Source organism: Streptomyces sp. NPDC030799, assembly GCF_055572255.1.
The window spans coordinates 433,040-448,950 of sequence record NZ_JBVIDS010000005.1; the positions used below are offsets into that span (position 1 = coordinate 433,040).

The 15,911-nt window shown below is 68.1% G+C and carries 12 protein-coding genes and 8 pseudogenes; 6 read left to right on the top strand and 14 right to left on the bottom strand.

The genetic code is table 11. The features are described from left to right. Window positions 1-21: 21 nt before the first annotated feature. A complete protein-coding gene (locus tag ACZ41I_RS15570; protein WP_468514328.1) occupies window positions 22-354 on the top strand; it encodes a hypothetical protein in 333 nt (110 codons plus the stop codon). Window positions 355-418: 64 nt separating this feature from the next. Here ACZ41I_RS15570 and ACZ41I_RS15575 read toward each other — a convergent pair whose 3' ends face one another. The 4 genes from ACZ41I_RS15575 to ACZ41I_RS15590 all read right to left on the bottom strand — a co-directional run bounded on the left by ACZ41I_RS15575 (window position 419) and on the right by ACZ41I_RS15590 (window position 2,754). Beyond that, window positions 419-745, bottom strand: a complete 327-nt coding sequence (locus ACZ41I_RS15575; protein ID WP_363220849.1) for a hypothetical protein — start codon at window positions 743-745, stop codon at window positions 419-421. 68 nt (window positions 746-813) lie between these two features. Beyond that, complete coding sequence (locus ACZ41I_RS15580; protein WP_468514329.1) at window positions 814-1,008, bottom strand: hypothetical protein; 195 nt, start codon at window positions 1,006-1,008, stop codon at window positions 814-816. A gap of 249 nt (window positions 1,009-1,257) precedes the next feature. After that, entirely contained in the window at window positions 1,258-1,695 is a 438-nt protein-coding gene (locus ACZ41I_RS15585; RefSeq protein WP_468514330.1) for a hypothetical protein, read from the bottom strand. An 84-nt stretch (window positions 1,696-1,779) separates the two neighbouring features. After that, window positions 1,780-2,754: an alpha/beta hydrolase gene (locus ACZ41I_RS15590; protein WP_468514331.1), complete on the bottom strand. Its 975-nt coding sequence runs from the start codon at window positions 2,752-2,754 to the stop codon at window positions 1,780-1,782. Window positions 2,755-3,413: 659 nt separating this feature from the next. On the opposite strand from ACZ41I_RS15590, the pseudogene ACZ41I_RS15595 reads away from it, so the two are divergent. Both ACZ41I_RS15595 and ACZ41I_RS15600 read left to right on the top strand, forming a co-directional pair. Continuing rightward, window positions 3,414-4,140: pseudogene (locus ACZ41I_RS15595) on the top strand (SDR family oxidoreductase). Window positions 4,141-4,721: 581 nt separating this feature from the next. After that, complete coding sequence (locus tag ACZ41I_RS15600; RefSeq protein WP_468514332.1) at window positions 4,722-6,158, top strand: protein kinase domain-containing protein; 1,437 nt, start codon at window positions 4,722-4,724, stop codon at window positions 6,156-6,158. A 217-nt stretch (window positions 6,159-6,375) separates the two neighbouring features. Here ACZ41I_RS15600 and ACZ41I_RS15605 read toward each other — a convergent pair. From ACZ41I_RS15605 to ACZ41I_RS15615, 3 genes and pseudogenes are all read right to left on the bottom strand, one after another. Further along, window positions 6,376-6,699 (bottom strand): annotated as a pseudogene (locus ACZ41I_RS15605) (alkene reductase); the annotation flags it as partial. Window positions 6,700-7,396: 697 nt separating this feature from the next. Further along, a pseudogene (locus ACZ41I_RS15610) lies at window positions 7,397-7,519 on the bottom strand (VOC family protein); the annotation flags it as partial. A 40-nt stretch (window positions 7,520-7,559) separates the two neighbouring features. After that, the gene (locus ACZ41I_RS15615; RefSeq protein WP_468514333.1) at window positions 7,560-8,027 is read right to left on the bottom strand and encodes a hypothetical protein; all 468 of its coding nucleotides are present in this window, start codon (window positions 8,025-8,027) and stop codon (window positions 7,560-7,562) included. A 177-nt stretch (window positions 8,028-8,204) separates the two neighbouring features. On the opposite strand from ACZ41I_RS15615, the pseudogene ACZ41I_RS15620 reads away from it, so the two are divergent. After that, window positions 8,205-8,357, top strand: a pseudogene (locus tag ACZ41I_RS15620) (IS982 family transposase); the annotation flags it as partial. Window positions 8,358-8,599: 242 nt separating this feature from the next. Here the strand turns inward: ACZ41I_RS15620 and ACZ41I_RS15625 are convergent. The 3 genes and pseudogenes from ACZ41I_RS15625 to ACZ41I_RS15635 all read right to left on the bottom strand — a co-directional run. Next, window positions 8,600-8,845: pseudogene (locus tag ACZ41I_RS15625) on the bottom strand (AraC family transcriptional regulator); the annotation flags it as partial. A gap of 197 nt (window positions 8,846-9,042) precedes the next feature. Continuing rightward, window positions 9,043-9,660, bottom strand: coding sequence for a VOC family protein (locus tag ACZ41I_RS15630; RefSeq protein WP_399768208.1), 618 nt, complete (start codon window positions 9,658-9,660; stop codon window positions 9,043-9,045). A gap of 325 nt (window positions 9,661-9,985) precedes the next feature. Next, entirely contained in the window at window positions 9,986-10,534 is a 549-nt protein-coding gene (locus tag ACZ41I_RS15635) for a hypothetical protein (RefSeq protein ID WP_468514334.1), read from the bottom strand. Window positions 10,535-10,937: 403 nt separating this feature from the next. On the opposite strand from ACZ41I_RS15635, the pseudogene ACZ41I_RS15640 reads away from it, so the two are divergent. Next, window positions 10,938-11,230, top strand: a pseudogene (locus tag ACZ41I_RS15640) (IS630 family transposase); the annotation flags it as partial. Between the two features lie 67 nt (window positions 11,231-11,297). Here the strand turns inward: ACZ41I_RS15640 and ACZ41I_RS15645 are convergent. Continuing rightward, a complete protein-coding gene (locus tag ACZ41I_RS15645; RefSeq protein ID WP_468514335.1) occupies window positions 11,298-11,942 on the bottom strand; it encodes a dihydrofolate reductase family protein in 645 nt (214 codons plus the stop codon). Between the two features lie 427 nt (window positions 11,943-12,369). Here ACZ41I_RS15645 and ACZ41I_RS15650 point away from each other — a divergent pair. Further along, window positions 12,370-12,572 (top strand): annotated as a pseudogene (locus ACZ41I_RS15650) (glycoside hydrolase family 19 protein); the annotation flags it as partial. Between the two features lie 619 nt (window positions 12,573-13,191). Here ACZ41I_RS15650 and ACZ41I_RS15655 read toward each other — a convergent pair. The 3 genes and pseudogenes from ACZ41I_RS15655 to ACZ41I_RS15665 form a co-directional block, all read right to left on the bottom strand. Next, a pseudogene (locus ACZ41I_RS15655) lies at window positions 13,192-13,714 on the bottom strand (nitroreductase); the annotation flags it as partial. A gap of 88 nt (window positions 13,715-13,802) precedes the next feature. After that, window positions 13,803-14,531 carry an SDR family oxidoreductase gene (locus ACZ41I_RS15660; RefSeq protein ID WP_468514336.1) on the bottom strand — a complete coding sequence of 243 codons (729 nt, stop codon included), beginning with the start codon at window positions 14,529-14,531 and terminating at the stop codon, window positions 13,803-13,805. 165 nt (window positions 14,532-14,696) lie between these two features. Next, a complete protein-coding gene (locus ACZ41I_RS15665; protein ID WP_468514337.1) occupies window positions 14,697-15,881 on the bottom strand; it encodes a cytochrome P450 in 1,185 nt (394 codons plus the stop codon). Window positions 15,882-15,911 lie beyond the last annotated feature (30 nt).

The following is a 15,911-nucleotide window of genomic DNA, read 5'->3' on the forward strand; positions in this document are numbered from 1 at the left end:
CACAAGGGACCGGCGACGGTCATGGTCAATCTCAGCGCCAACCACGGTTCCGTTGGTCAGCCGAGGCCGCAGACGGCCTCAGCGGTGGCGGCCCGCTACGACTCCGCCGGGGTCGTCGGCCAGCATCACCGACGCGACCGTGCGCTTGCCGACCGGCTCCCGGTGCACTTCGAAGTCCTGGCCGGTTCGTATTGCCTTGCCTCGGTGTGTTTGATGGGGCAGTGCCGGGAGTTGGCCATTGTTGCGCTGTGGAAGCGCGGGCAGGGCTGCCGTCGCGGAGCGGAATCCTGGCGAACAGAAGGCCTGCTGAGCGAAGAGGCGGGACCGATTCGGCTTTCCAAGTCGCAGCCGTAGTAGTTCTTGCCGTAGATCAGAGTCTGGCCGGCTGGGCGGTGACGAGGTCCCTGACGTAGCTTCATCAAGCCGAACTGTCGCTCGTCCACGTGACACCAGTCCCGTAGGCGATGAAGTTCACGCTGCTGTACCCACCACCACCGCCCGGTGGATGAGCGGGGGAGGTGAAGCCAACGCCCAGTACAGCGTCATAGCCAAGGTTGTACGCCTCGATCAGGAGGGCTTCGTAGGCGGCGTCCATCGAGGAGCGCGCGGTGCCCCAAATGACTTTGACCTGTGTGAACGGGCGCGAGTCATGGCAGAGTGTGCTAGCTCTAACGGTTGCCAGTGCCCTTTCACGAAGCTCTCCGGCCTCCTGCCGCCTCTTGCGTGCGTTGTCCATCCACTTCACGAGCCGATTCTGAGCCTACTCAGTTGAAATGTCACGACCAGAGATCAGCAACCCCTGGGGCCGATCAACTAGACGTCGCCCAAGGGGACACGGGCTGTGAGTTCGGCGGCGAAGTGGCGGGCCTGGGCGCCCCAGTCGTGATCGGTCGTGCCGAAGTGCTGCAGGACGTCCAGCAGCTGGTGCGCCTCGGTGAGTGTGAACAGCGGCAGGCGCGGCTCGTACAACTCCGGCATACCGAAGGTGGGATCAAGGAGTTCGTCCAAGTAGGGAGCAACGCACACCACCCTCCGCCGGTTACGCCCGCTGGTCAGCCCCTGACCAGGGATTTACCCCCTTCGCCTCCACGCATGCCAACCTGTCCGCCCACAAGGGCGCCGCCCTCCGCCGCTGGGCGAATAAGCACAAGGTCGGGCTGCGCTTCACCCCGACCTACGCCTCGTGGGCGAACCCGATCGTGAACAACCTGGCGGACTTATGCGGTCAGAGCCCTGGCCGACACCGTAGCCGCCTTATCACCAACGGTGATCGCTGACGCCCTCGACCATGAGGGAGATGCCGATGCCCAGCAGCCAGACATCCTTGGCCAGAGCGGTTCCGGGCTCAGTGGGTCGCAGGCTGCCCTCCTTGCGCATGCCCGGCGCGCGCAGGTACAGCCCGAGCGTGCCGGCAGAGAACGCGGTCAGCGCGGCTCCGGCAACAGCGGCAGGGACCAACGGCAGGAGCAGCGCGGCGGCAACGGCGGCCTCCCCGGCAGAGAGCAATCTGACGAACTGCTGGGCATCGAGCTTGCCCAAGAAGGGGTAGGCGGTGGTGGCGAACTGCTGCAGTCCCTCAGCGGTGGCCTGGTCCGCGCCGCGTTTCGACAGCGCGGAGTTGAGGAAGAACGTGCCGACGGGGAACCTGAGCGGCAACTGTCGCGCTGCGGATCGCCAGGTGGAATCGGATGCCATGCCGAGCCTCCCAAAGTGGGCAGTTGGCCCCTGGAGAACGACCGTCGGCCTGTGTAGACCGACCGAGTCACGGAACGTGACAGATCAAGGCGGAGCGACACCACTTCTCAGCGCGTCGCGCAGCACTGAGACGGCCTGGGCAACGGCCGCACGGGTGGCATGGGTGTCGCTGAGAGGGTTGAGCATCATGAAGTCGTGGGTGATGCCGTCGTAACGGACGGTGGTGATGTCGACGCCCGCGGCGCGGAGCTTGGCCGCGTATGCCTCGCCCTCGTCGCGTAGGACGTCTGCCTCGTCGACGAGGAGGAAGGCTGGTGGGAGACCGGCGAGCTGATCGAGGGTGGCCTTCAGGGGGGAGGCGGTACTCTCGCTGCGCTGCGCGCGGTCGGGAATGTAGGCGTTCCAAAACCATTCCATGGCCTGGGCGGTGAGGAAGTAGCCGGTGGCGAGATCGGCGTAGGACTGGGTGTTCATTTCGGCGTCGGTGACCGGGTAGTACATGGACTGATGCACGAAGCGGACGTCGCCGCGCTCCTTGGCCATCAGGGCGAGAGCAGCCGTCATGTTTCCGCCGACCGAGTCGCCTGCCACCGCCATGCGGTCCGGATCGAGGCCATGGGCAGCGCCTTCTCGGACGATCCACTGAGCGGTGGCGTAGCCCTGCTCGATCGCCACCGGGTAGTGCGCCTCGGGAGAGCGGGTGTACTCGATGAACACGACCGCGGCCTGCGCCCCGTCCGCGAGCTCGCGCACCAGTCGATCATGGGTGTCGGCGTTGCCCAGAATCCAGCCACCGCCGTGCATATAGAGAACCACGGGGAGGGGTGGTGCGGCGCCGCGCGGCCGGACGATGCGGGCACGTACATCGCCGACATCGGCAGGCACGGTGATCCACTCCGAGTCGACATCGAGTTTCTCGATCGGTTCGGCTTGAAGGTCGTCCAGCACCCTGCGGGCCTTCTCGGGCCCCAGTTCGTACAAGAACGGCGGTTGGGACGTGGCATCTGCGAACTGCTGGGCTGCGGGCTCCAGAACGATGGAGCCGGAGGGAGCGGTCATGACGAGCTCCGTGAGGTCTGGGGCTGAGAGATGCTGAGGACTCCTGCACGTCCTGACCGCGGAGCGTCAATGCGCCTCGCCACTGGGCAGGCAGCGCAGCATTGCCACAAGCAAAAGCCTCGTCCCTCCGAGGCATGATCGCATCCGTGCAGTCGCACACCACGGCCCGTACCGCCACTGCGCTGTTGCTGCCCGAGCCGGGGCCGAAGCAGGTGGAGGGCTGGCTGCGGGCGGTCAGGCGCCTCGGTCGCGATCTCGGGCAGATCATCGGATGCGAGTCTTCGGCCACCTTTTGCCAGGCGGCCCCCTCCACCGGATCTGCCTCCGTCACGGGCTCAGCCTGGGTACGCCCCGACAGCGGGTGTTCGGCCTCACGGACTGGACGCGCAACGGCACCCTCGCGGAGTATGTCGTCGTCGAGGCACGCAACCTTGCGCCGCTGCCGGGCCACAGGCACGGTCCCATCAGCGGACGAATCCACCATGCACGCGCGAAGGCCTGCACGCATCCCGTCGCCACGCACATTCGGCGCGGGCGACGGCATCGACGCCTTCGAATGCCTCGTGGCCGGGACTGCCAGTGGCTCACGGCCTTGTGCCCGGGGTGCCGGGGCCTGGTCTTTTGCCGTGCTCACGGCGCCTACCTGCCGTTTCGCGCTGATGTGCCCTGCGGCAGACGAAGCGCTCTCAGCCAGCAGCGGCATCGGCGAGGCGACCGCACTGCTGCTCGCCGAGCGAGGCGCGCGGCTCGTGTTGGGTGCGCGCCGGTCCGAGCGCCTCACGGAGCTGGTGGCGCGGATCGAGAAGTCGGGCGGTGCGGCCGTGCAGACCCGCACGGACGTGACCCGACGGGACGACCTGCACACCCTGGTCGCACTGGCCTGCGAGCGCTTCGGCGGCTCGACGTGCTGGTCAGCAACGCCGGGGCCGGCACCATCTCGCTTCTCGACGATCTGCGGGTCGACAAGTGCGACCAGATGGTCGATGTCAACATCAAGGGCGTGTTGCACGGGATCGGCTCCGCGCTGCCGGTCTTCCGGGCCCAGGGCACGGACCAGTTCATCACCATCACCTCCACGGCCGCATTTCGCATCGGCCGACCATGGCCGTCTACGCCGGTACGAACTTCGCGGTCCGCGCCATCTGCGTAGGCCTGCGCCAGGAAGCCGGTGACTCCTTGCGGGTGACCACCGTCTCGCCCGGCGTCATTGGGACCGACTTCGCCGAAGCATCAACGAATCCGCAGGTTGGAGCGGAGATCACGAAGGTGCGGGAGCGGATCGCGATCCCGCCTGAGGCGATCGCCCAAGCCATTGCGTTTGCCATCGGGCAGCCGGCGACCGTCGACGTGAACGAGATCGTCGTCCGGCCGACGGCCCAGAACTGAACCGGCTCAAGTCCCAGGCGCATTGCGCCTCGGCCCCCATCGCTCCTCAAGGCCTTGCATCCAACCGCTCCGAGCAGGTGCGTCGGTGCAGAGCACGGACGGAATGCACACACGGGCGGCTGTGTCTCGGTCGGGCAGTCCACAGGTCACAGCGGCACTCGCCGTCCTGGCTGCTGAAGCGGGTGTCGCGGGTTCGTACGGCACACACGTGGCTGCGGGCAGAGATGGGAAGAGTCTGGTCCCGGCCCGACAACATCGGCGGTAACACCTACGACTACGCTCTCGCCGAAGACAGGCTGTGTCTGTCGATCACTGAAGGAAGCCCCCGAAGAGGCCGGGCCCCTCGTTACGTCGGCGCCGAGGAATCCCATCCTGCCGGACAGCAGGGATACCGCAGCCCTGCTCGTCCGCCTCACCATGGCTCGCAACGGGCTGGTTCTCGGCCCTGGCCGACTGCTCACGTGAGTTCGCCAGTGCGCTCGCGCTCCTGCTCTGCGACCCGCGGGGCTACAGCGGTGGCGTTGGGCCCGTCGAGGTCGCGCCGTAAGCTGCGTCGGGTTTTTGATTCACGGGAGGCGTGGGTGGGGCGGGACATGATCCTCGGCGGCCGGTACGAGCTGGTCGAGAAGCTCGGTCAAGGTGGCATGGGAACGGTCCATCGCGGGGTGGACCAGCGGCTGCGCCGCACTGTCGCGGTGAAGCTGCTCTCCTCGGCGCTGGCCCATGATCCGCAGTCGCGAGCCCGTTTCCGGCGCGAGGCGCACGCGGTCGCCGCGCTGAACCATCCAGCGGTGGCCACCATCCATGACGTCGGCGAGGAGCCGCACCCGGATGGCCCACGGCCCTACCTGGTCATGGAGTACGTGCAAGGCGCCACCCTCGCCGAGGTCCTGCGAGACGGTCCACTGCCTGTCGCCGACGCCGTCAACGCGGCATGCGCGGTGCTGGACGCGCTGCGGCACAGCCACGAGTGCGGGATCGTGCACAGGGACATCAAGCCCTCGAACATCATGCTCACCGGGCCCGACACCGTGAAGGTCCTCGACTTCGGCATCGCCAAGGCTTTCACCGAAACCGCCACCCGCATCACCGGGAGCGGTGCGGCGATCGGCACTCCCGCCTACCTTTCCCCTGAGCAGATCAACGGGTCGGAGATCGACCATCGGGCCGATCTGTACGCGATGGGGTGTCTGCTGCACGAACTGCTGACCGGGCAGCCCCCGTTCCGTGGCGAATCGCCCTTCGCCGTCATGCATCAGCACCTGTTCGCCGCACCCGAGCCGGTCTCCCGGCTGAGACCGCAGATACCACCGGCGGTGGAGGCGGTGATCCTTCGCGCCCTCGGCAAAGACCCGAAAGAACGGTTCGTCGATGCCGGGGAGATGCGTGCAGCCCTCGCCGACGCCCTGACACAGACCTCCATGCCGACGGTACAGGCCGGCACGCCCGGGCCCCCCGCGACGCGGCCCGGCGGCCGAACCGCTCACCGGGACAAATTCCGCATCTCACTGCGTCCGTCCGCCGACAGCGCTCTGGCTCTGCTCGGATGCCTGCTTGCGCTGCTGTGCGGACGTGGCCGGCTGGTGGACACCGCTCACTTCGGCTGGATCGCCATGGCAGCCGGTGTGCTGGGTCTGATGACGCTGCCATGGTCGACACGCCTGTCGTGCGCGGTGAGCTGGGGGCCGGTGGCCGAGGCCGTGGCGGTCAACTCCGAACTGCGGCGCGCCTACGTAGGGTGGACCCACTCGTACGTAGCCATTGCTGTTCTGCTCGCACTGGCCGCCGCCTGCTGCCTCGTCAGCGGGGCACGCAGCAAGAAGCACGGCGCCGGCACACTGGTCGCCTCCTGGTTCAGTGCCACCGCATCGATCTGGTACTTCCTCGACGACCTGCACAAGCTCTTCGTCTTCTACCTGCTGTTGTCGCTGGTGGCCGTCGCCACCGCGTCGTGGGAGACCGTCGAACTGGTGCGCCGCCGAGCCCCGGGCAGACGCGCAGTCCCGAAAGCCCCGTAGGAAGAGACGATCTTCACCCGGGCCCGCTCGGCTCGCCGAACGCGGCCGGTACTCGGCGCTGCTGCGTACTCCATCCGGCTTGCGCCGGCCCCGTTGAGCCCAGGGCCGCGGTCCCGGGGGTGGTTAGGGCGTGGGCGCGGCGCTGACTTGTTCCGCCGTCCGCAGTGGGGGGCGCATGGCTGGCCGGGCCGTCTCTATAGACCCGCACGTGCGGGCGTCATGCCGTGTGCTGGTAGGCCGGACAGGTGAGGTAGCCGGTGTCGCCGCCCTGGTAGTACGTGGTCTCGTCGACGGGGACGATCGGCAGCCCGGTGCGGAGGCGTTCGACGAGGTCGGGGTTGGCCAGGAAGCAGCAGCCGAAACTGACCAGGTCGGCACCGAGGCCCAGCCGGCGGTCGGCTTCCGCTCAGCGCGGTGTTGAGGGCGAGCGCGTCGGTCTCCTCGACGCCCCAGAAGCCGCCCCCTGGGAGAGGCGGATGCCCCTCCTGGCCGCGCCGATCGCGTCCACCGTCGCGGCCACGGCCTCCACGGCGAACCGAATGCCACCCGTGGGGCGGCTAGGCCCGCACGGCCCATCCCGGTGATTCCCTGCCGTCGCCGCTGGATGGTCCGGCGTTCGGAGCGTTGGGTCATTTGGGGGTTCCAACCGGTCCTCGAGGTGCTGCGTCTCCTCGGCTGCGAGGCCTCGGCGTGCCGGACGAAACGGCAAGGGCAGTCGATGCGGAACGGTGCGGCCGCTCGGGCTCTCCGCCGCCTGCTGGCTCGATCTGCGCGCCTGCGACCCGGTGGTCACGGCAGTCGGACTTGCCTGCCCGATACTGCTCCTGCACGGCGGGCCGGACTACCAGGTCACCGTCGCCGACGACCTGACGCGCTGGCAGGCCGCACTGGCAGACCGTTCCGAAACGGTGATCCGCGCCACCAGGACGCCAACCACCTCTTCTTCTCCGGCAGCGGCCCCACTACTCCGGCGGAATACACACGAGCGGGACACGTCAAGCCAGCAGTGGTGGACGAGACCGTGACCTGGCTGGCACGGCCGTAGATCGGCACCAGACGCTCCTTGACTGGCCCCCTACTCCAGTCCCGGATATTCGACGTGCAACCTCACTTCGGTGGCGCGGGAGATGGGAGCGGCACGGACTATGACCGCGGCGTCCTGGGACAACAGGAGATCTCGCCAGCCGGCTGCCTGGTCGGGCGCCGCGTTCGGGGTGCCCGGCCAGGCGCTGCCTCGGTTACCGGTACGGGCGGATGATCAGCTCAATCAACTGACCAGCAGGGTCTTTGAAGTACACCCCTCGTCCGCCGTGCTCGTTGTTGATCTCCTTTGGCAGCCGCATCCGCGGATCGGACCAGTGCGCGCGAATCCAAATCGGTCGTCACGTTGGCACCGGGCACTCACTCCGGTACGGGCGAGAATGCGGTCCGGCGACGGTAGTAGTGCACCGTGACGGCGCCCAGCAGCGGACCCCATAGCAGCAGTGGGGCGTAGACGATGTTGAGCAGCCAGGTGCCCCAGGTGGATGCGTCCATGTCCGCATTGAGCGAGGTGTAGACGAACAGCACACCGTAGACCGACGTCGCCAGCGCGCCGAGACCCGCCAGGATGGTGGCCGGCACGACCGGGACTCGTCGCCCGCGCAGATACGGGATCCAGCGCGGCCAGGTCTCGCCCCAGCTCTGCACGAGCCCGAGGGTCAGGAGGGCCAAGAGCTCGGAGACCAGGCTGAGCACGACAAGGTAGAACGATCCCCAGCCGGGGGCATGCAACCGGTCGTACTCGGACTGGGCCAGCCCGACCGGAAGGCCCACTGCGATGGCCAGGCGCCACAACCCCGAGGGCACATTGCTCAATGCTGCGCCCACAGCGGCACGTTGCGCCCAACGCGGTATGTTCGGCAGCGAATTCACTCTCAGCATGTGATCCACACTGCCGCGCGAGTGCGCCGTCATACGTCGGTCTGTGGTCGTGTCCTCCTCACCCGAGCGGCGGACTTACGACTGCGACCGCCGATGCTTGACAGGGGGAGCACGGCAGCCGCTGGCTCCGACCTGGCCGGCTGGGCGAACTACGGCTACTGCCGCTACCACTCCCGCTTCTACCGGGGCCTGAAACTGCACCTGGTGTGCACTCCGGCCGGACGGCCCGTCACCTGGGCCCGGGCCGACCCCAAGGCCGACGAACGATCCGTGGTACCCCGTCCCAGGACCGAGCCCATGCCTATACGACCGCGGCCAGTGACCTCCGACAGGACTTCGACGAACTCGCATCACGCTACGACCGGGCTCCGTCAGCGCGCCTCGCACGGACGAGCAGGGCGAGCGCTCCGGACGCTCCAGGCTGACGCCCTCACTGTGTAAGACCTCGCGGTTCGCGTCATCGCGGAGCTCGCCAGTATGCGGAACCTGGCTGGCTCACGCCGGCCCCCTTCAAGGCGCCGCGACGAGGCTGATGACGTGGCCGTCAGGAGAGTGCGACGGCCTGGGCGGGCGAGCACCAGCGCGCCGGAGCACTGGGCGCCGATCAGCCGGCGCTGCCCTGTCACCTCGACGCCGTTCATCGACATGACGACCGGCGTCGGCGTCGTGACAAGAGCCTCCCAGCCGTCCCCGCGGCACCGATTGATCAGCGCGGAAGCTATGCAGCTGTCGAGTTCGTTGAAGGTGACCATTGCTACCTGCACGCAACTCCCTCAAGTACGGAGTCCGCGCTCCCTGCAATCTCCCTGAGGCGCCCTTAACAGACGAGGGCCAATGTGCAGCTTGTGGCCGCCGGGCATCGCTGGGAGCCCGTACCGAAGCAGGTGACGCGCATCAGCCCCAGGTCGAGTCCCCCATCGGCAGGAGCACCGCGGTAATTCACTGCCCAAGGGCGATGCGGTCACGACGGCAGTTCGGTCCCGGCCTGCTCACTCACCATGTACTGGGCGTACCAGTCCGGCCAGTTCGGGTCCTCCGCACCGATGCTTGCCTCATGCTCCCCGTGCGCGGCCGCGGCGCGGCGCAGCGCGCTCGCCAAGTCCTCGGCCGAGGCGAACGTCGTGGTCGCGGGATCGAGGCGTCCCGGGAGCCGGGTCGTGACCTCCTGGAGAAGCCAGCCGTTGCCGTCCGGGTCGCTGAAGGACAGGAACGAGCTGTAGCTCGTGCGCTGCGGATCCGGCCCCGGCAGCCGGGCCTCTGTCCCGGCGTGGTGGAAGACGCCGCCGGCGTCGTGGAACACCTCGCTCGGCTCGGCGCCGACCCGTTTCAACTCATCGTATGCGGCGTTGATGTCGTCCACGATCAGGTGCATGCCCTGAGCCGAGCCCGGCGTCTGGGACGTGACCGAGGTGCCGAAGATGACCGACGCCGACGAGCCCGGCGGCGTCACCTGCACCACCCGGAAGTTCTCGTCAGGGGCGATGTCCGCGTCCAGCCTCCAGCCCAATCGCGTGTAAAAGCTCCTGGCCCGGTCGACGTCGGACACCGGCACCACCACGACTTCGAGTTTCATGTCCATGACCGACACTTCCTGCGCTCGTAACAAGATGCCGCTATGACGAGACTCGCACGGCCGGACGCGGGCCGCGCCCGGGAATCCGGCAGACGGTGGCCCGGTCCACGCCGGGGCCAGTTGTCGGAGGGAGGCGACGGCCAGGATGGCCCGGGCGGGGATTCGGGCGCAGGCGCTCGGCGGGCTGGCCTGGCCGAACACCTTCGGGGCTCCGCACCGACAGGCGTGATCCTGGGCTCACGATGCTCGGGCGGCGGTCCGGAAGCAAACCACACACCCATCAGCAGGGAGCCGTGGCGCGCAGGGGCATCGGCCGTCGCCGGCAGGCGGCTTACGGTCTCTGGCCGACGGTGCCGATGCCGAGTCGGCTGAGCAGCCAGAAGGTGATTGCGGTACCGGTGCCGTAGGCGACGTGCGCGCCCAGATCCCAGGCCACGATCTTGGCGTCGTACTGCCAGATCGGCTTGTAGAGCCCTGCGATCGGCAAGGTGACGTAGTCACCGGCGAACACTGCGGCACCGAAAGCCACGCCATACACGGGGGAGGGCCTGGGCAGTGATCCGGCCAGGAGGCCGTAGGCCGCGCCGGCCGCTGATCCGTAGGCCCAGTGCGCGGCGGTGCTGGTGAGCCAGGCAGAGCCATCAGGAAGCCGGCGCTGGGTGAAGCCCTCGATCACCCGCTTCGCCACCTGCCCCGGAGCGGGGGCCTTCTCCCAGCTCTCGACCGGCGCGAATTCCCAGGCGAGCGGGCTGTCCGTCCCCCCTGCGCGACGGTACTTCAGGTAATGGACGGCATCCAGGCACACCGTCCCCGCCACCCCGGCCAGCAGGCCGGCCGCCACCGCCGTGAGGGGAGTCGGCGGATTCCTCTGGGAGCGCATGACGCAATCTCCTCATCGATCGGGGCCGGGAAGGAAGGTCGTTGTTCTTCAGCGCCCGGACTGCGGTTGGGGGGCATCAAGCCCGCATCGAGTATCCGGCGGCCAGGACGGGCGCGCACGAGGAGAACGTTCGCGGGCGCGAGCGGTGAGGAACCTGCGGCGGGCGGTACTGAGCGGTCCTGCGGAAGCAGCTGACCGCAGGGGGCACCCGTCTGCCGAACCACATATCCACCGGGACAACCTGAATGGGCGACCCCATTCGCTCATCTGAAGCTACGACGTTGTGGGCTGAGTCGCCGCCTCGACAGCGCCGCATACGCACCACCTTCGCCGCAGGGGTGACCGCGGCGGCTCTGTCGGCTGAGCCTGTCCCTGCGCCCAGACTGACCGATCAGGAGGGGCAGAAGTTGCAGCAGATCGTGCGCCATGGCAGTACCGCGAGCAAGTGTTCGACAAGTACGGGCCGCTGGGGATCCGGCCACCGCCAGATCCTGCTGGGCGAAGCAGGGCAAGCCCGACCGCCTGCCCGCGACCTACCACCGCACCCACGGCGTCACTTACGTCCACGGCGGATACCCCGTCGGTGACGACCGGCTGTGGGCGTCGACCACCGCCACAAGGGCACCGCCAACACCCTGGCCGCGCTGAACTCAATCCCGGCCGCACGAACCCGACGGCGCACCGACCTACATCATCGAGAAGGGCATCCGCCGGGGCGGACGCCACCTTGCAGTCGCAGCCTGAACCCGAGTGGGCCCCCGCGTCACCTTCGCCAGAACAGGTGGTGCATCACGCCGCTCCGGCTGGGCACGACCTCCAGGCAGAACCGGTCGAGCAGCTCGTCGGGGGAGTCCCACAGCGGTAGTCCGGACCCGAGCTCCACCGGCGAGACCGCCACATGCATGGTGTCGACGAGGTCAGCAGCAAGGAACTGCCGGATGGTGGTGACCCCGCCGCCGAGCCGGACGTCCTTGCCCCGTGCCGCTTCCCGCGCCTGTTCGAGGACCGTGGCCGGGTCGCCGTCGACGAAGTGGAACGTGGTGTCGGAGAGCGTGAACGACGGGCGCTTGTGGTGGGTCATGACGAACACCGGCGTGCGGAACGGAGGCTCTTCCCCCCACCAGCCGCGCCACTCGTGGTCCTGCCAGGGCCCGCGCTGAGGCCCGAACTTGTTGCGGCCCATGATCTCGGCACCGATGTTGCGGGCGAAGTCTCGCGTGAAGTAGTCGTCGAGGCCCCGGTTCCCCCCAGGATCCGTGCGCATGGGCCAGCTCGCCGTGGCTCCGGCCCAGGCGAACAACCTCTCGGGATGGTCGTGGCCGAACGGTCGCTCGAGACTCTGGTGCTCACCGGCACCGATTCCGTCACTCGAGACGTTGAAGTTCATGACTCTCAGCAGTTGATCCATGTGTTTCCTCCTCAGGTCCCGGCATCGTGTGGCTGGGCGCCGCACACCATGACGTCGAACGGGATGTCTCCGGATCGACAGCAGCCCCCACTTTTTCCAGGGCATGCCAGGACACGGCGATGTGACCGTTCCCACCGCCAACCCGGCGAACCTTCCCGCCAAGGCCACGGCCGCCGCCGTGGGGCTCGTCGTCGATGCGATGGCCCTGACGCCCGGCGGCAGTCGGGTGGCTCTCCGGTTGTCTTCCTGTGGCTTTCAGCGGGCGTTCAGCCGCTTCAGCGAGGACTCAGCATCGGCAGGCCATGGTGGGTGCATCGGCGGATCAAGGGTTCGCCGGGGTACAGATCCCTCGCAGAAAGGTGACACTTCTGAACCACTCCAGCTCCACCGTCGTGAAGCGCCGCGGTATGGCGATCGCCGTGGCGGTTGGAACACCCAGACCGGAGCAGGCACGAGCGTCCCTCACAACGCCATGGTCAGCAGGGCCGGCTTCGGCCAGACCATCCGCAGCATCAACGGCAGGCGTGAGTGCGACGGCCAAACCCCGCCCAGATGCCAAACTGCGTCAACCTCTACCGGCGCTGCTCCCAGCTCCTCGGCGTCGACCCCGGCGCCAATCTCACCTGCTAGCCCGGCAGCGGACGGCCGGAACCACGACCTGCCAGGAACAGGGGTTTCCGGCCGCCACCCCCGGCTCGGCTCTGCGACCGCCTCCATGGTGAAGCAGCGCCCTCGCTCACCGACGTCTCCCACATGCTCGGAAGGATCCTGCGAACACCCGATCTCTGCGTGCACGGCGCCTACTTGCCGGTGCGTTCGCCGCGGCGGCGGCCTTTGCCGGCGTTGTTGCGGCACCCATGTCGCCGGCCGCTGCCGCGGCACCTGCCGGCGCCCACAAGGCAACGTCTGCGGACGCCACCTGCTGGGCCACGCGCTACGGCTCCGATGAACCAGCGAGGTCGCTGACGAAGGAAACGGCTCTGACCGAGACGATGCTGAGCGCTCGCGAACTCCACACCGACTGCGAGTTGGTCGCTGTACCGTGCAGGGCCGCCCCAATCGAGGAGAGATCGTCGCAACGGCTGTACCTCGTCCTCGGCCAAGAGGTCGCTCGGCCTCACCGTGTGGTCCTGACACGGCTCGGCCTCGCTGACTCGTCCTTGCCGCAACGCAGCCCGATCAGACCCGGCTGTTGCCGTCGGCGCCAAGGGGAGTGCAGCGGGACGAGGGACGGAGCGTACTGATCCTCACCTTCGACGAATGTGACGGTCTCGTCGAGCGGTGCCCGGCCCGTACGCCTGTACTCCACCGTGACGTCCTTGAACCCGATCGACATGCCACAGAAGAAAATGAGCTCGTCCGGGGGTGACAGGATCTCCGCGACGGTCTTGCGATACACCGACCACGCCATCTGCGGGCAGCTGTGCAGACCTTCGGAGCGGAGTAGCAGCATGACGGTCTGCAGATACATTCCCACGTCGGACCATTGGGGTCGGCCCATGTCGCGGTCGATGTAGCAGAACAGGGCGGCGGGCGCGCCGAAACAGTCCCAGTTCGCGGAAGCGGCCCGCTGGCGCGCCTCCCAGTCCTCACGCGCAATGCCGAGTGCGCTGTAGCGCTCATGGCCGCACATAAGTACGCCACGGCTGGAGGTTTGACCCGGACGGCGCCCAGGCCGCGGCGGAGAGCACGCGCTCCAGCACTGCCCTCGGTACTTGCCGGCTGGTGAATCCCCGAACCGCTCGCCGGCTCGTGACCGCCGGTGCGTCCAACGCTGTGCGCGCGGGAGGCGGGCAGTTGGCTAGGTGGGCGACAGGGTGGCTCTTTGCGGTCTGCGCACCTCAGGAGGGGGCGAGCGGGTCAGGAGAGCCAGTCGGTGTAGCGGGTGGGGGCGAGGTGGGCGTGCTCGTCGGTGAGGACGTCGCCCTTGACGGCGGCGAACATGCCGGCGGTGGGGTCGGTGACGACCGCGCGGTTGTCGCCCTTGTGGGACAGGGTGATGCGGCCCAGCTCGTCCAGGGGGAAGATCTCGGGGCCGGCGATGTTGCGAATGCCGTTCAGCGGGGCGCCTGCGGCGACCTGCGCCACCGCGTTGGCCACGTCCTTGGCGGCGATCGGCTGGATTGGCGTGGCGGGCAACCGGACAGTCTCGCCGTCGGCGGTCCAGGACATGACGGCGTCCATGAACTCCATGAACTGTGTCGCCCGGACGATCGAGTAGGGGACTGGCCCGGCCGCGAGGATCTGCTCCTGGAGCACCTTCGCCTTGTAGTAGTCCAGCTCCGGCACCTGGTCCGCCCCGACGATCGAGAGGATGACGAAGTGACCGACGCCGCTCTTGTGGGCCGCGGCCAGGAGGTTGTCCATCGAGGCCCGGAAGAAGGCCGGGGAGGCTTCGTCGAAGGTCGGGGAGTTCGTCAGATTGACGACGACGTCGGCTCCCGCCACCGCCTGATCCAGTCCCTGGCCGCTGATGACGTCGACCCCGGTGGACTTCGAGTGGGGTACTGCCTCGTGGCCGGCGGCGATCAGATCAGTGACGACCTGCGATCCGATCAGCCCGGTACCGCCGATGACTGCGATCTTCATAGGGTGCCCTTCCTTGAGATTACGTGGGCAGAGAGTCGTCGACCACTCGGGGCAGGTGCCATGTCGACATTTCAGCTGGCCGCAGGGCCAAGGCACTCGGCACATGGCCGCGCGAACGCAGTGCCAGGTGCCGCAGTCTCTGGTGCCCTTGTTGCTGGCCGGACCTCACAGGTGGATCGGGAGGTGGCGGGGGCCGCGGAGCATGGCGTTCTGCCGATACGGGGGCGGGTCCTCCACGAGGCGTGCCGTGCCGAGGTGGGGGAGCAGTGCGCCGAGTGCGGCCTGCGCTTCCAGACGGGCGAGGGGTCCGCCGTAGCAGATGTGGATGCCGCTGCCGAAGCCGAGGTGCTGGTTGTCGGCCCGGGTGGGGTCGAACCGGTCGGGATCGTGGAACCGCTTGGGGTCGCGGTTGCCTGACGCCAGCGCCAGGATGACGGACGCCCCTCGGGGGACGGGGGTGCCGGCGATGTCCATGTCGGCGCGCGGGATGCGTTCGCGCATGTGGACCGGGGGTTCATAGCGCAGCAGCTCCTCCACGGCTCGTGGCAGCAGCTCGGGTTCACGGCGCAGGTGGTCCAGCTGTTCGGGCTGGCGCAGGAAGGTGAGCACCCCATTGGTGATCAGGTTGACCGTGGTCTCATGACCCGCGATGAGCAGGAGCACGGCCGTCTCGGCGAGTTCCTGCTGGGTGAGCCGCAGCGCAGGATCCGGCTCGTTGACGAACGCCGAGAGCATGTCGTCGGTCGGCTTGCCGCAGCGCTGTTCGGCCAGGTTCAGCAGGTACCCGCCCATCTCCATGCGGGCCTGGTCGCCGGCCTTGTCCGTCTCTGTGGTGTCCGCGCCGGGCCGGACGTCAGCGGCGGCGACGAGGGCGTCGGACCAGGCCCGGAACAGCGGCTCGTCCTCGCGCGGCACGCCGAGCAGGCGGCAGATGACCGTGACGGGAAGCGGGTAGGCGAAGTCGTCGACGAGATCGATCTGCTCGCCCGCCTGGAAGGACGCCAGCAGTTCCTTGGTGATCCGGTCGATCTCGCCACGCATGCCGTCGACGCGCCGGGGGCTGTGTGGCGGGCCGAAGGGCCGCATGGCCAGGGTGCGCAGTCTGTGGTGTTCAGGGTCGTCGAGCCGCAGGAACGGCAGTTGCTGTGCTTCCCGGCCGCCGGTACGGGGATCGACACTCATCCGAGGGTCGTGGAGCAGGGCGGCGATCTCGTGGTAGGTGCCGGTCAGATAGGTGCCGTCAACCTGCTGAACCACGGGACCTGCCTCGCGGAGTTCCGCGTACAGCGGGTAGGGGTTGGGGCGGCTGGCATAGTCGGTGATGCGTTCCAGCAAGGTCTCGGAGGCCATCAGGGCTCCTCGTAGTTGAGCGGTACGTGG